12 protein-coding genes are annotated in these 16,496 nt (G+C 28.4%); 6 read left to right on the top strand and 6 right to left on the bottom strand.

Annotation, left to right across the window (positions count from 1 at the left end):
* The first annotated feature begins 21 nt into the window (after nucleotides 1-21).
* Nucleotides 22-453 (top strand): DUF7738 domain-containing protein, encoded by a 432-nt coding sequence (locus tag H518_RS0103200; RefSeq protein WP_028887729.1) that lies wholly within the window; start codon nucleotides 22-24, stop codon nucleotides 451-453.
* Here the strand turns inward: H518_RS0103200 and H518_RS0103195 are convergent.
* Both H518_RS0103195 and H518_RS0103190 read right to left on the bottom strand, forming a co-directional pair.
* Nucleotides 448-978, bottom strand: a complete 531-nt coding sequence (locus tag H518_RS0103195; protein WP_028887728.1) for a hypothetical protein — start codon at nucleotides 976-978, stop codon at nucleotides 448-450. The genes H518_RS0103200 and H518_RS0103195 overlap by 6 nt on opposite strands.
* Nucleotides 979-1,734 carry a helix-turn-helix domain-containing protein gene (locus H518_RS0103190; protein ID WP_028887727.1) on the bottom strand — a complete coding sequence of 252 codons (756 nt, stop codon included), beginning with the start codon at nucleotides 1,732-1,734 and terminating at the stop codon, nucleotides 979-981.
* 237 nt (nucleotides 1,735-1,971) lie between these two features.
* Between H518_RS0103190 and H518_RS0103185 the strand changes: the two genes are divergently transcribed.
* The 5 genes from H518_RS0103185 (at nucleotide 1,972) to H518_RS0103165 (ending at nucleotide 10,909) form a co-directional block, all read left to right on the top strand.
* Nucleotides 1,972-2,367, top strand: coding sequence for a type III secretion system chaperone family protein (locus tag H518_RS0103185; RefSeq protein ID WP_028887726.1), 396 nt, complete (start codon nucleotides 1,972-1,974; stop codon nucleotides 2,365-2,367).
* 4 nt (nucleotides 2,368-2,371) lie between these two features.
* Nucleotides 2,372-3,085 carry a PspA/IM30 family protein gene (locus tag H518_RS0103180; RefSeq protein ID WP_028887725.1) on the top strand — a complete coding sequence of 238 codons (714 nt, stop codon included), beginning with the start codon at nucleotides 2,372-2,374 and terminating at the stop codon, nucleotides 3,083-3,085.
* A 2-nt stretch (nucleotides 3,086-3,087) separates the two neighbouring features.
* Nucleotides 3,088-3,810 (top strand): hypothetical protein, encoded by a 723-nt coding sequence (locus H518_RS0103175; RefSeq protein ID WP_028887724.1) that lies wholly within the window; start codon nucleotides 3,088-3,090, stop codon nucleotides 3,808-3,810.
* 21 nt (nucleotides 3,811-3,831) lie between these two features.
* Nucleotides 3,832-5,898, top strand: a complete 2,067-nt coding sequence (locus H518_RS0103170) for a flotillin family protein (RefSeq protein ID WP_028887723.1) — start codon at nucleotides 3,832-3,834, stop codon at nucleotides 5,896-5,898.
* 154 nt (nucleotides 5,899-6,052) lie between these two features.
* Nucleotides 6,053-10,909, top strand: coding sequence for a DNA repair ATPase (locus H518_RS0103165; protein ID WP_028887722.1), 4,857 nt, complete (start codon nucleotides 6,053-6,055; stop codon nucleotides 10,907-10,909).
* A gap of 81 nt (nucleotides 10,910-10,990) precedes the next feature.
* Here H518_RS0103165 and H518_RS0103160 read toward each other — a convergent pair whose 3' ends face one another.
* The 4 genes from H518_RS0103160 to H518_RS0103145 form a co-directional block, all read right to left on the bottom strand.
* On the bottom strand, nucleotides 10,991-11,308 hold the full coding sequence (locus H518_RS0103160) for a hypothetical protein (RefSeq protein WP_028887721.1): 318 nt from the start codon (nucleotides 11,306-11,308) through the stop codon (nucleotides 10,991-10,993).
* A gap of 125 nt (nucleotides 11,309-11,433) precedes the next feature.
* Nucleotides 11,434-12,174 (bottom strand): LytR/AlgR family response regulator transcription factor, encoded by a 741-nt coding sequence (locus H518_RS0103155; RefSeq protein ID WP_043706404.1) that lies wholly within the window; start codon nucleotides 12,172-12,174, stop codon nucleotides 11,434-11,436.
* Entirely contained in the window at nucleotides 12,167-13,396 is a 1,230-nt protein-coding gene (locus H518_RS0103150) for a sensor histidine kinase (RefSeq protein WP_028887719.1), read from the bottom strand. Before H518_RS0103150 ends, H518_RS0103155 begins: the two co-directional genes overlap by 8 nt.
* 130 nt (nucleotides 13,397-13,526) lie before the next feature.
* Nucleotides 13,527-16,412 carry a sensor histidine kinase gene (locus tag H518_RS0103145; protein WP_155995141.1) on the bottom strand — a complete coding sequence of 962 codons (2,886 nt, stop codon included), beginning with the start codon at nucleotides 16,410-16,412 and terminating at the stop codon, nucleotides 13,527-13,529.
* Nucleotides 16,413-16,496: the final 84 nt, after the last annotated feature.

Raw genomic sequence — 16,496 nt, 5'->3', positions numbered from 1 at the left:
GCTACCCAAAAACGCACTGCTATGTTTAAATTTTTCAGAAAAAAGAAAGTAATCGATTTAATTATTAAATGCGACACCGACCTTGTTGTTATTAACGAGAAACCAATTACTTTTCCTACAAATTACAATAGCTTAATTAGTATTTTAGGTAATCCAGATAGAGAACTTCAAAAAACAAATCATTATATGATTTGGGATAACTATGGTGTATTTTGTGGTTACACAGACAAAGACAAGATATTATCTTTAAACGTATATCAAAACAAAAAAGATAAAAGCGAATACAACACCAAGAAACAATTTAAAGGTAAATTGTTATTAAACGAAGAAGAAATTACCAATAGTGAATTTAGCAAAATTCCTTTAGGAAAAATTGCTATTCATAGATTAGGTAGTGAAAATGAAATTCGTTTTGGTTTTAGTTTAGGAATTAATAAAGTTTATAATTTATAATTCCCTTTTTAACTGTTGCATTGATTTATTGGTTGTTATTAAACTAGTAATCAACTCTTTTCTTAACACCTCAATATCTTCATCAAAATACCTTGCCCATTTATACTCTTTAAACAATGTTTGAATTTGCTTTAAACGTTGGTGTGCAAACTCTGATGTCATTAAAAACAAATCGCTTGTCTTTTCAGCTTTTAAACGTTTAATTTTTGCTTGTTTAGCTAAAAAATCTACGACTACATAAAACACCTTATCAGTATCATTCAGCTGATAAAAAGTATCCCAATTAGCAAAGCCTACATAATAGTTTTGACTTTGATACACCTCTATACCTTTAATTTTCCAGCGACAATTAGCAACTCGTCCCCAATGATTTGAATACCGATACACCCCTTTTTCTGTGTAAAAATATAAACTTCCTGATTTACTTTGGTAATGCGCCGATTTACCTTCAAAAAAATCTATAGGCAGCGATTCAAACTCACAATAAGTATGCTTAAAAAAATTAAATTTATGATAAGTTTTCAATTATAATCTATTTTTAAGTTTTGTGAATTCTTGTTCTAAAAACAACATTTTTTCCTCTAATAAATCATTAAACTCTGGTAATCGTTTAAAAAACACATATCGTATTCTCCACAACTCTTTAACATCTTTTAATTCATACTTTTTATCTTCTATATTCTTATGATCAGCTCTTAAAACAACCTCTTTTTTAGTAACATATAAGCGCCTAAGAATTAACGCATCTTCAACCAAAACCAACACAACAATTCCGTTGTTTAGTTTTTTTATTACCTCTTTAGGTACAAACTCTCCAACAACAATATCTTTTGGGTACAAACCCTTATCATGGTTTGTCATTTCTAAACTAGAAACAGTATAACCTCTAAACACCTTGTCTTTATTTATTGGCAACTGCAACACAGGCATATCATTTACAAAATTTTTCTTATCATAAAACTGAATATATTCTTTTATATTTTTTTCAGTAACACAAGGAACTGCAGTAAACTCTTCTTTTTTTACAACCTCATCAGCAACTGTTAAATCTCCTTTAAAACGCAAAAGCTCATTTACAGTTAATTCAGAAGTTAACATACTACCGATAGAAATGCTAAAATAATTAGCAATCTTAATAATAGTATCTATCTTAGGCTCACTTCTACCCTCTTCATAAGCTCCTAAAGTAGCCCTCTTCAAGTCAAAAACCTCAGCAAAAGCTTGCTGACTCAACCCCTTAACTCCTCTAATTTTTTTTATATTTTTCCCAAAAAAAGACATAATTGCTAATTTTATTTGCAAACAATAAATTTATTCGTATATTTACACTAACAATATTAGCAAATAAATTCATCTGTTGCTAATATTTTTAGATGAAATTGAAAAAAATTAATAACTAACCAAAAAAAACACCTATGATCCTATTTACACTTTACATTACAAGCGTAGTTTTCAAAACTTTTTCGTAATATTAGCATCGCTAAAAGAAGAACATATTAACTACTTAATTAATTGCTAATGAACCCACATTTCACAAAAACTAAAGATTTTTTACTTCAGTTAAAATTCAACATCACTAAAGAAAGTGAACAAGATGGAATTTTAGTTATAGAAAAAGAAAATTTCGGAATTAAAAACTTAATTATTGGCGTAGCAAACCCAATAATTATTTTAGAACAATTTATTTTTAAAGTAAACCAACCTAGCGAAGAAGTATTTAAAAGTTTACTTAAAAAAAATAGAGATATTATTCACGGCGCCTTTGTTTTAGACGAATCGGGCGAACGAGTAATTTTCAGAGACACTTTACAACTAGAAAACTTAGATTTAAACGAACTAGAAGCTAGTTTAAACTCATTAAGTTTATTGTTGAGTGAATATTCTGAACAGATAATAACATTTTCAAAATATTAAAAATATGAACATATTTAAAAGACTATTTAAAATAGGACAATCTGAAACTAATTCTGCTATTGATAATATGGAAGATCCTATTAAAATGACAGAACAAGGAATAAGAGATTTACGTGATGATTTAAAAGAAGGTTTAGAGTCTTTAGCGCAAATAAAGGCCTTAGCAATTAGAGCAAAAAATGATTTAGATGAACTAACCTCTAAAGCTGAAGATTATCAACAAAAAGCAATCTTAATATTACAAAAAGCCAAAACAGGTAGCTTAGATACTAACGAAGCCGATCGTTTAGCTAAAGAAGCACTTATTAAAAAAGAAGAAGCTAGTAAACAAGTAAGTAATTCGCAATTAGAAGCCGAAAAACTGAACACCTCTGTTTCTCAATTAGAGCATAATGTTGATGAAATTAAAAACAACATTAATAAATGGGAGAATGAATTAAAAACATTAAAAGCTCGTGTAAAAGTATCGAAAGCAACCAAAAACTTAAATAAGCAAATGGCTGAAATAGATAATTCGAGTACAGTAGCTATGTTAGAAAGAATGAAAGACAAAGTAAACCAAGAAGAAGCATTAGCTGAGGCTTACGGAGACATTGCAAAATCTTCTAAGTCTATCGACGACGAATTAAATGACGCCATTGATTTTACTGAAAACAATGCTGATAATGATTTAGCTAAATTAAAAGAACAATTAGGTTTAAATAATAAAGACGCATAATATTGAATTCTATTACAGACATAATATTTTCGAGTGTAAATAGTACACTAACCATATTAGTAATCATATTACTTCTTTACTGGATAGTTACTATGGTTTCAGGAATTGATTTTGACTTAGATATTGACGTTGATATCGATGTAGACATTGATATTGATGCAGATATCGATATTGATACAGGTATTGAAGGAGGAAATGTTGATTTTCACGATATAGCCAATGCAGAAGTTAATAAAGAAGATGTTCTTGGTAAAAGAAGAAAACCTTTAAAATGGTGGCAAATAGTATTAATATATTTCAACTTTGTTGGATTGCCATTTATGTTTACGTTTACTTGCTGGATTTTTATTTGGTGGATTTGCACCGCTGCCAGTACAGTAATAACACATAGCTTTAATAACAGCTTTGGTTTTGTTTTAATGTTAGCAGGCTTCTTTCCTTCATTAATTATCACCAAAATATTTACAACACCCTTTAAAAGCTTCTTTAAAAACTTAAATCAAGATGGAGATAAACCAACTGATATAATTGGAAGAACCGGTACTTGCTTATCTAATATTTCAGATAAAAAACTAGGTTCTGCTGAAGTTTCTGCTGACGGAAATCACCTCTCAATAAATATTAAATCCTTAAATGGAGAATCTATAAAATTTAGAGAATCTATTTTAATTATCAAACAAAGTCAAGATAAAACATTTTATTACGTACAAAAATACAATAACTAAAAAAACTAATTAATTACTATGATGGATAACTTACTACAAATTGTTGGAATGGGAATTGGACTATTATTATTCTTAGTCGTTTTATACTTTGCCATTGTTGCAATGTTTTACAAAAAAGTACCACAAGGGCAAGCCTTGGTACGTACAGGTTTTAAAGGTACAAAAGTTGCTACCGATAGAGGAATGTATGTTGTTCCTGTTTTTCACCGTGTTGAGATTATGGATATTTCTGTAAAGAAAATTCAAATTGAACGTTTAGGAAATGATGGTCTTCTTTGTAAAGACAATATGCGAGCAGATATTAAAGTTGCTTTTTTTGTTCGCGTAAATAATGAAGTAGAATTTATTAAAAAAGTAGCACAAACTATTGGTTGCGAAAGAGCATCACACCACACTACTTTAGAAGAGTTATTTGAAGCTAAATTTTCTGAAGCTTTAAAAACTGTTGGTAAGAAATTTCAATTTATCGAACTATACGAAGCTCGTCGTGAGTTTAGAGATGAGATTGTAGATATTATTGGTACCGATTTAAATGGATATACGCTAGAAGATTGTGCTATTGACTATTTAGAACAAACTCCGGTTTCTTTCTTAAAAGCTGATAATATTTTAGATGCTGAAGGTATTAAAAAAATTACTGAATTAACCGCTGCGCAAAACATTAAGTCTAACTTAATTATGCGTGATGAGCAAAAAGTAATTCGTAAACAAGATGTTGAAGCACGTGAAGCTATCTTAGAATTAGACAAGCAATTGGCTGAAAAAGAAGAACAACAAAAACGTGAAATTGCAAACATTAAAGCTCGTGAAGAAGCTGAAACTTTAAAGGTTAGTGAAGAAGAACGTTTAAAATCTGAATCTGCTCGAATTATTACTGAAGAAAAAGTACAGGTTGCTGAAGAAAACATGGCACGTCAAATTATTGTTGCTGCCAAAAACAAAGAAAGAACTGAAGCTGTTGAAATAGAGCGTGTAGAAAAAGACCGTATGCTAGAAGCAACTGAACGTGAAAGAATTGTAACCTTAGCTCAAATAGAAAAAGAAAAAGTAGTTGAAGTAGAAAAGAAAAACATTCAAGATGTAATTAGAGATCGTGTAATGTTAGAAAAGGGGGTTGTAGAAGAGCAAGAAAACATGAAAGATATTCAAGCTTTTAAAACTGCCGATCGAGACAAACAAGTAAAAATAACAGTCGCTGAAGGGCAAGCTGAAGAATCTTTAATTAAAACAATTAAAGCTGCTGAAGCACAAAAAGAAGCTGCTAAACAAAAAGCTGAGGAAATTAACATTGAAGCACAGGCACAAAAAGAAGCTAGTATTAAAGAAGCAGATGCCCGTAAAACATTAGCAGAAGCAACAGCAAAAGAAGAAGCTACAATTGGTATATCTGAAGCACAAGTACTACATGCTAAAGCAGATGCTCATGAAAGACAAGGTATAGTTGACGCTATAATTATTGAGAAAAAAGCAAAAGCCGAAGCCGCTGGTATTGAAGCAAAAGCTGAAGCAATTAAAAAAGAAGGTTTAGCTGAAGCTGAAGTTATTAAAGAAAAAGCAATTGCTGATGCTGCTGGTATTGAAGAGAAGGCTGAAGCAATGAAAAAACTTGACGGTGTTGGTAAAGAACACGAAGAGTTTAAATTACGCTTAGATAAAGAATTACAAGTAGATATTGCTGAAATAAATGTTCAGAAAGATATTGCAGATGCGCAAGCACAAGTAATTGGAGATGCATTAAGAGCTGCTAATATTGATATTGTTGGAGGTGAAACTATGTTCTTCGATCAAATTATTGGTCAAATTACTAAATCTAAAGGAATTGACAGATTAGTAAAACACAGTGATAACATTCAAGATGTAAAAGATGCTATTTTAGGAAGTGACGATGTAAAAGGTAATTTATTAGAAAAAGTAAAAGGTTTTGCTACCAAATACGGTATTTCATCTGAAGACATTAAAAATCTAACGATCGCTAATTTATTAATGGATTTAAAAAATAAGTCAGCCGATACAGACGAACAAAATCTATTCGGCAACCTATTTAACCTTGCAAAAGGCTTAGGATTATCTGATAAAAAATTATCATAATCATTATAAAAAAGCGCTTGAGTAAACCTTAAGCGCTTATTTTTTATCTTCATTTATTTGAAAATTCTCTTAACTAGATTACTCAAGAAACAATTTCATTCTTCTATTTTAAATGTTTTTGTTGCTTGATTAAAAATCTTGACTAAAAAAAAGCATGGAAAACCAAAATACTTCTCAACAATTAGACGGCGGAACCTATGAAATTATTCAAAGTAGATTGCAAAAACAAAAGCAAGAACTACAAGAACGATTACAACAACTAAACGATGCCAGAAAACATGTTTTTGGTACAATAGAAACCAAACTTATTTCTAATGACCGTATTAATACAGACAACAACTGTATTGCCAGAGACATTATTTCTTTAAGTAACATTTCTATTTTTGGCTACAATGTACATTTTGGTTTACGTACCGATATAAAACTATCTGATGTATTTAGTATTTACGAATACAAAGACAATCATTTTCAATCAAAAGATCTTGAGTTATTAAATGACCCTATCTTTTTAGACGATTTTACAAACCTATATAAATATTACAGAAACACTATATTTTCAAAGTTTGCTGTTATCGATAATTACTTACATATGGTTTTTCAACTAAGTGAGAGTAATAGCGATATAAAAACCTTTAAATGGTTAATTAATGACAACCAACTAAAATATATTGACAATAGAAGTGAACATGAGTACAAATACCCTACCCAGCATGAATTTCAATGGAAAGAAGCTACTCGCGACATGCATCGTTACGGTAAACACTCACACATTTCTATTTTAGATAAAATTTTTGTTGAAACCACTGGAGGTGATTTAACTATTAAAATTGAAGATAATACAGACGATGGAAAGGGAATACTTTCTGAACCTGTAACCCAAATAGATCAAACATTAGACGATGGTCAGTTTAGATACGCCAACCTAGGTAATTTAGTTGCACTTGAAGTGAAACCTTTTCAAGAAGAATCTCGTTATTTTGTTTACAACCATAAACTAAAAGAAGTAAAAAAAATAGACAGTATTAAAGATACTGCTGTTCAATTACCAGATGATCAAGGTATCATATTTCCTAACGGATATTATTTACAAACTGGCGAATACAAACTGTTTGAAAACGATGCTAAAAATGTTAAATTCCAACAAAAAATAAGCTCCCCAAATGGTGAAGATTATTTATATGTTTTTTATGCAACCATACGTGGTTTATACATATTAATGTCTTACAACATTATTGAGCAAGAGGTAAAAACACCTATTATTTGTAATGGTTTTACCGTTTTAGAAAATGGTGAATTGTGTTATTTTAAAACTGAAAACGAGCAAACAAAACATCATGTAGTCCAGATTTGGCAAACTCCCTACTTAAAAGGAGATCTTATGCCATCTCAACACCAAGATACCTTACTCTATAAGATAGGGAACAAAGATATTGTAAAAGCCATGGCCGAATGCCATGAGTTAATTACACTTCTTAATAAAGATGACAATTACAATGGGCTTTACGACGATATAGCAAAGCAATCTAAAGATATAAATGACACCTATTACTGGTTACCCGAAAAAGAAACACATCAATTAAACCTTCCTGTTTTAGAAATAAATCAGGCGGCAAATTCGGCTATTGATGAATTTGAAAAAGTTGTACAATTAAAAAAACAAGCAACTAAAGAAACTGAAAACATTAATAAAAAATCAGATGCGCTGTTTAGTAAAATACGAAGCACTTCTTTTAAAACTATTGATGATTTTGTAGAACTCTTAAACCTACTTCGTACTTTAAGAGGTGAAGTAATCAGCTTACATGATATTCGCTATGTAAACCCTGAACAGTTAAAGGCTCTAGAAGAACAAATTACCGAACAAAACACATTAATATCTAAGCGTTGTGTTCAATTTTTATTAAATGACAAAGCTTTACAACCTTACCATAAAAGAGCTGAAGAAAAAAAAGAAGAACTTCTTGCTATTAAAAAAGTAATTGAGGTAAAAAAATTAGAAAAAGAAGTACATAAAATAACATCTGATTTAGAGTTATTGATTGAAATTGTTTCTAATTTAGAAATTGAAGACACTTCACAATCAACTAAAATAATTGACAATATTTCGTTGATTTTCGCAACACTTAATCAACTAAAATCAGGAATAAAAAATAAAATAAAAACACTTGGTAGTACAGAAGCCAAAGCTGATTTTATTGCCCAATTAAAATTAATAGATCAAAGTATCATCAATTACATAGACATGGCTACAACGCCAGAAAAATGTGATGAATACCTTACCAAAACTTCTATTCAACTTGAAGAGTTGGAAGGTAAATTTGCAGATTACGATGAATTTATCACTCAAATAATAGAAAAACGTGAAGAAATTCACAATGCTTTTGATGCTCGTAAAAACGCTTTAATAGAAAAGCGAAATAAAAAAACCACCGCTTTACAAACAGCCTCAGAACGTATTTTAAAAGGGGTTGCTAAAAAAGCACAAACATTTAACTCTAATGAAGAAATCAACGGTTATTTTGCTGCTGATTTAATGATTAACAAAGTAAGAGATATTGTTAATCAGTTAAAAGAATTAGATGATATTGGTAAAGCAGAATCAATACAAACACAACTAAAAGTTGCCAAAGAAAACGCCATTAGAAAGTTAAAAGACAAACAAGAACTTTACGAAGATGGTGAAAACATCATAAAATTCGGTAAACATAAATTTGGTGTAAACAGACAAGTATTAGATTTAACGATTGTTTATAAAGACAACGATTTATACTACCATTTAACTGGAACTAATTTTTATGAGAAAATAAATAATGAAATACTTATAAACTCTAAAAAATACTGGGACCAGGAATTAGTTTCTGAAAATAAAACTATTTATCGTGCAGCATATTTAGCTTATAAAATATTTAAGAACCTCCCAGAAAAAGAATTAATCAATAAAACAGAAAAGGAGTTATTGATTATAATTCAAAAAGAAAGTAGTAATTTGTATTCAGAAGGCTATATTAAAGGTGTTCATGATATAGATGCTAGTAAAATATTACACACACTCGTACATAAACACAACGAACTTGGGTTATTAACTTACACACCCAACACAAGAGCTTATGCTCAATATTTTTGGCATCACTTAAAACAAGAGGAACAAGATAATTATAATATTGCTATAAAAACTTCTGGTGAAGTACTTAAAGTTTTCCCAGAAAGCAAGGAATATGATTTTATCATAGATGAGTTAACTAGTAAAATTATTACTTTTTCTGAAACATCTCTTTTATATGAAAAGAGTGAAAGTAAAGAAATTTCAAGCTACTTATTTAATGAGCTTCAACAAGACAATTCTTTTCACGTTAGTACCAATGCCTCAAATATAAAAGACAACTTTATAAAAGCGCTACAAAAACAAGATGCTTTACATACTTTTAAATCTGGTTTTGAAAAGTTAAATAATTATGTTGCTAAAATTCAATTAATAAAACAATGGGTGAGCTCATATATATCAGCAACAAACCTCGATAACGAAACATATATTCATGAAGTTGTCTGTCTTTTATTCTTTGAAGACACTTCTGTTTCAAAAATTAATAACATTAATCCTATTGTAATTTTAAAAGATGTAATAGGAGAACACACAACATTAAACAATAGTGAGTTCACCTTTAATTACCATCAATTTACAGAAAACTTAAAGCACTTTACAAATACCGAGGTTCCTAACTATCTAAATTTTAAAGAAACAAAGCAATTAGTTACCGATGATTTAAAAAATGATTTAAAGTTAGAAGAGTTTAAACCTCGTGTATTATCATCGTTTGTAAGAAATAAATTAATAGATCAGGTTTACTTTCCTTTAATTGGAGATAATTTAGCAAAACAATTAGGTACTGTTGGTGATAATAAGCGTACTGACAGAATGGGAATGCTTTTATTAATATCACCTCCTGGTTATGGTAAAACTACTTTAATGGAATATATTTCAAACCGATTAGGATTGGTGTTTATGAAAATAAACGGCCCCGCAATTGGTCATGAAGTAACCTCTGTTGATCCAATGGCTGCGAATAATTCAGCTTCTAGAGAAGAATTAAAAAAATTAAACTTAGCGCTTGAAATGGGAGATAATGTAATGTTATATCTAGATGATATACAACATTGTAATCCTGAATTTCTTCAAAAATTTATTTCTCTTTCTGATGGAACTCGTAAAATTGAAGGTGTTTATAAAGGAAAACCAAAAACATACGATTTACGTGGCAAAAAGTTTTGCGTAATTATGGCTGGTAATCCCTATACCGAAAGTGGTGATAAGTTTCAAATACCAGACATGTTAGCCAACAGAGCAGATATTTATAATTTAGGAGACATTATTGGTGATACCGCTCATTTATTTAAATTAAGTTTAATCGAAAACTCTTTAACAGCAAACCCAGTATTACATCAATTAAGTAGCAAAGCTTTTGAGGATATTTATACTTTAATTGATAAAATTGAAAACAATACACAAGATGTTAATTTAAAAGGAAACCACACAAAGCAAGAAGTGCAAGATTATGTAGCTGTATTGGAAAAAGTAATTATTGTTAGAAATACGATAATGAAAGTAAATCAAGCCTACATAAAATCTGCCGCCATGGATGACTCTTATAGGGTCGAGCCTTCTTTTAAACTGCAAGGCTCTTATCGTGACATGAACAAATTGGTTGCTAAAATAGTACCTATAATGAATGATGATGAATTAAATAGTTTAATATTATCTCATTACGAAAGCGAATCTCAAACTTTAACATCAGCAGCTGAAGCAAATCTTTTAAAATACAAAGAGTTAATTGGGGTTTTATCTACTGAAGAAGAAACACGTTGGAACTCAATAAAAAAAGTCTTTGTTAAAAACAATAAGCTTAAAGGCTTTGGTAACGAAAACGAAATGGCTCAAGTACTAAGTCAAATGATGGCTTTTACTGAAAACCTTGAAGGTATTAAAGAAGTTTTACAGAAAGGGTTAGATAAATAAAAAACTACCCTTAACCTATCTCTAAAAAAAGCCAAAACTAATATTCAGTTTTGGCTTTTAATAAAATTTTAAAAATATCGTTTAGAAATTAGACAGCATTAGTGATATACCACAATGACTACTATCTATTGTAAAAATAACATCTCCTTGTACACCACCATTGTCAAAACGTATTTCTTTACCTATTACACAAGAAATAAGAGCTCTTGATCCCCTTTTTAAAACTACAGGGTCTGCACCTACGTAAACAGGCACATCACTTGCAGTATTATTAATTAAAAAAAAGATACCATCTAAAGCCATTTCTTTTTTAGTATTTTCTTTAACCGTAACTTCACTTGATACGCTACTAAAAGATAGTAAACCTATCACTCCAATTAACACAATTACTTTTTTCATCTTTCATTAATTTAAATTATTATTACTTTAATCTTTAAGACTCACCACAAAACTAAAACGATTATATTAAATAGTAATGAAGCAATATTCTTTCCTTTTTTCCTACTAAAATTAAAGAAAAATTTCTACATATAAAAAAGTTTTTCAAAATTCTCTTTAAAACTTTTACTTACAGGTACTTTAAATTTAGTCTTTAAAACAATTTTTTTCTCTTTTTTTGAGTAAGTATCTATCTGGTTTATATTAACAATCCATGATCTATGAACCCTAATAAACACACCCTTTTCAGAAAAAAGAGCTTCATAATAATTCAGTTTTTTTGCAACCACAAACTCTTTTCCTTTAACTGTATAAATTACAGAGTACATTCTATCAGCTTCAATAAATAATATATCATTGACATTTACAATAGCATAATCGCTTTTATAAGGAATTGCAATTTTTGTTATTTCTTTTTTATTTTCTTGCAACAAGTTAATTCTTGAACCTTGATTACTATTTTCTATATATTTCTCTGCTTTTTTAATTGCTTTTTCTAACAAAGAAATATCTATAGGCTTTAAAAGATAATCTATCGCAGAAACTTGAAATGCTTTTATAGCATAACTATCATATGCAGTTACAAAAATTACGTGAAATTTTATTTCATCAAACTCCTCTAACAATTGAAAACCATTTTTCTGAGGCATCTCTATATCTAAAAATACTATTTGCGGCTGATATTTTCTTATTGCAAATACCGCTTCATCAACATTCGTTGCTTCCCCTAAAATATTTACATTACTACAAAAATTATTTAATAAAATCCTTAAATTTTCTCTTGCGTTAATTTCGTCATCTACTAATATTGCACTTATTTTATTCATGTGAAAAAGTATATGGTATTTTTACTGTTACTTTAGTACCCAACGGTATTACTATGTACTCAAAACCAATATCTGTTTTATAATATTCTTTTAAGAGTACAAGTCTTTTTTCTAGTATTTTTCTTGATGATATCTCTTGTTTCTTTTCTTTAGATAAATTGCTAATTCCATTATCAAATACCTCACAAACCAACACTTTGTCTTCTAAATAAAATCGGACTGTAATCTTTTTATCACCTTCTTTTAAATGCAATAATCGACATCTAATTGCCTCCTCTATGTAAGGTTGAATTATCATTGAAGGAATTTCAATTTCTTCATCAAAATTTAACTCTTCTATAATAAACTTAAATTCTGAACCAAATCTAAGTTTTTCTAACTCTAAATAACTTTTAATAATAGACAGCTCTGTTCTTAACCTCACAAAACTATCACCACTTGTTTTTAAATTTTCTCTCATTAAGGACGAAAATTTTATAAAGAAATCATATGCTTCTATTTTATTATCTTTTAAAATTAAATTCTGAATAGAATTCATTGTATTAAACATAAAATGAGGATTCATCTGTGCCTTTAATGTTTGCAACCTTAAAAGGGTTAATTCGCTTTCTTTTTGTTTTTCTAATTTAAAATACGCTTCTTCTAATGCCAATTTACGCTTTAACAGTTTTTTTTCTTGTTTTTTATTTAACTGTTCTGAATAATTTAAAATAACAAATATTCCTAAAAAAACACAAAAAACCAATACAGGTAAAATCATATTTTCTGGATATATATTAAGAAAAATATTTGGTAAGAAATACAAGCAAAAACAAAGAAGTAAAAACGAAACATTTATTACTTTTTTATCTATAAACAATATACCTATTAAAGGGTACACAAAGTAAAAATTTTCTATTAGTGACTGCGGTGTGATAAAATTGGCAAAAATAAATGTAACACTAATAATAGCTGTTATAAATAGAACTCTAGCCAATGTATATTTTTTCTTTCTTTGAAAATAAAAAATAAAACCAATAATAAAATAAGAAATCGTATGTAAGATTAAGCTTTCTTCAATCTCTCTGTTAAATATTAGATCGAATATTGTTATAATAACAATCATTACCGACCATGTCATGCAAAAAGCATTTAAAAGTCTTATTTTTTTATACTCATTATTCTTTTTAGAAGTAACTCCTATGTTTAATAAATAATGATATATTTTTAAAAACTTATTCATTCACCCAAAAGAATCGTAGACAGAACTATTTATAATTTAGTAAACCTAATTTTTAAAGATGCTACTTTTATTTTTAAAAAGGTAAATAAATTTTTCGAATGCTTTAAAATACTTTCCGAAAGAATTTATTTTAATGCTTAAATGGTATTTTAAGAATCACTTTAGTCCCTTTTTCTGTACTTACATATTCAAAACCAATATCTGTCTTATAAAATTCTTTCAATATTTTAAGCTTATCATTTATCGCTTTTGTTGAAAAGGATACAGATTTATTTTTTGTTCTTTTGTTTATTTCAGCCGCTGCTTTAAAACCGATTCCATTATCTGTTATTATACACTTAAAGAGATTTTCTTGAGAAAATTCAATTTTTATTTTTCTAAGACCTTTTATTTTATGATGTAAGCCATGCTTTATTGCGTTTTCAATAAATGGTTGAATAATCATCGTTGGTATCTTAATATCATCAATAAACTCCTCTCCTTTTATTTCATACACAAAATTATCTCTAAACCTAAGTTTTTCTAATTCTAAATATTTTTTAATTAGCGATAATTCTTCATCAAAATACACAAAACTTTTAGTACTCAATAATAGGTTTTCCCTTAACAGTAATGAAAATTTAGTTAGGTAATTATATGCTTCTTGTTTATTTCCTTTCAATACTAAATTTTGAATTGAATTTAATGCATTAAAGGTAAAATGCGGATTCATTTGAGATTGTAGTGTTTCTAATTTTGACGCAACTAACGCCCTTTGCATTCGCTCTTTTTCAATGGCTTGCCTTTGACTTTTTTCGAGTTCATCAAATCTTTTTGTAAAAAAAAACCAGATTAAAATGAATAAAAACGTTATTATCGTTAATAAAAACCACCATTCTTTATAAAATGGTAATTTTACTTCTAAAACAATTAGTTTTTCAGTTGTTTCTTTTTTTCCATTTAATTCTATTGCTTTTAGTTTTAAACTATACCTCCCAGCAGCAAGATTATTAAATGTAACTTGGTTTACTCCTTTATCAATTGTACTCCATTTACCTACATCTAAATCACTTATTAACTTATACTTAAACACAATGTTATCTTCAGCCAAAAAACCATTCGTATGAAATCCGAACTTTATCTTCTTTTCTTTAGAAGATAACACATACTTTTCTTTTTCAACAACCTCCTTATCATTTATCAAGACAGAGGTGAAATAAAAATCTAAAATATTTCTAACTTTAAAAACCTTCTCCTTATTTATTTTAAATAACCCCTTATTTGAACTAAAAAACAACACTTTTTTAAAAGGTAAAATTTCAGAAATATTAAAAGAATTTATACCATCCTTTTTAGTTAAATTTTTAATCTCACCAGTCCTAACATTTAGTGCTTGCAATCCTTTATCCGAAGCTATCCAAAGTAATTCTCCATCCCCTTTTATCTTACCTGTCTGATTAGACAACAAGCCGTTATTTACTGTATAATTAAGTACTGCTTTACCATTCTTAACACCAATTAATCCATCCTTAAAGGTTGATATCCAAATAGTGCCATCTGCTGTTTCAGTAATATCTATTGCAAAAATTGGCTTGTTATTAAATAGTATTTTTGAAGCTATTTTTTGTTTATCATACTTCTCTACCCCATCAACATACCCTACATATATCTCTTTTTTAGTACTATAATATGTAGTGTAGGCTCTAGCTTTTTTTAAAAGACAAACACTTTTATTTTCAATATTTATAATTGTTGCCGAATTATGAGATGCATATAATATATTACTTTCATCAATTAACGATAAATCTTTAGCGTTTGCACAAAATCTATCTTCATAAATTATTTTTCTATTTTTATCATATATAGAAGAGCTTACTCCTAAACTTAAATAAACCTTATTCTTACTATCACGAATAGAATACACCTTATCATTATATTCTTTTCTAAAAAATGTTAATTCATTTTTTTTCTTGTTTAAAATTCCTAAATGCCCTTTTGTTGAACCGATGATTAATGAATCTTTACCAATACGACTCATTGCACTAATATTCATTTTTTTATCATCTATATCATACCTTTCTATATATAAATTAGGAATTATGTATATTCCATTTCTTAAAGTGGTAATCCAATAATTATTATTTCGATCTCTTAAAACTCCACTAACCAACTTACCTTTAAAATAAGTTCTCTTATATATTAATCTACCTTTGTTTAATTCATAAATAAACAACCCTCCGTCTGTACAAAGCCAAAGCTCTTCATTTTGCTCATAAAATGTAATAATTACATTATTTTGTATTTTTTCAGGTAAAACAACCTCTTTTAACTGATCTTTTTGTTCGTAAAATAATTTTGGTTTTACTTTTAAGTCATTCGTATTATGAGCATAGATTAAATCTTTATTCTTAAATGACGTAATTTGCCATTTATTAAATTCATATTTCTTATATGTCCCTAGATCATACTTTACAACTGATTTTTGCTTCTTTTTTGTAACCATTACTTCATGGTCATACAAACTAATTAAACTATTTTTTTTAACATTAAAAGGATAGAAACCAGCCTTTTTATCAAACAATCTATTCTGCAACAAATTATCCACATTGATGTTATACATTCCTGTTTCTGTACTTGTTATTAAGTCATTTTGATAAAAAGAGAACACCGCTAACTGTCCTTTTACCTCTTCTTTTAAATCTTTAAAAAGAATTAACTCGTCATTTTCTACATAAAAAAATTGTCCAGAAATATTATTACACCAAATTCTCCCCTTTGAATCTATCTCTAAACCAAAAACAGATAATCCTCTTTTTTTTGGATGTGTATAGTTTTTAAATTCTTTACCATCATAACGAAAAAGACCTTTATCAGCTCCTAACCATATAAAACCTTTACTATCTTCTACAATACTATAAAACTCTATATCAGGCAAACCATCTTTCTCAGTTAAGTGAGTAAAAAAAGGGTGCTGAGCTGTTACTTTAATTGTAAAAATTAAAAGAATAAAAAACAAGTATATATAAATTCTCTTCAAAACTATTTATCGTATCTATATAGCCAAATGTAGTTATTATTAAAATAATGAAAATAAAAAATCCCATTACAATTTCTTGCAATG

The sequence above is a fragment of the Tenacibaculum ovolyticum DSM 18103 genome (genome assembly GCF_000430545.1).
Lineage (GTDB): Bacteria > Bacteroidota > Bacteroidia > Flavobacteriales > Flavobacteriaceae > Polaribacter > Polaribacter ovolyticus.
The sequence above is the reverse complement of the archived record's forward strand: the minus strand, read 5'-3'. Positions and strand labels throughout refer to the sequence as shown.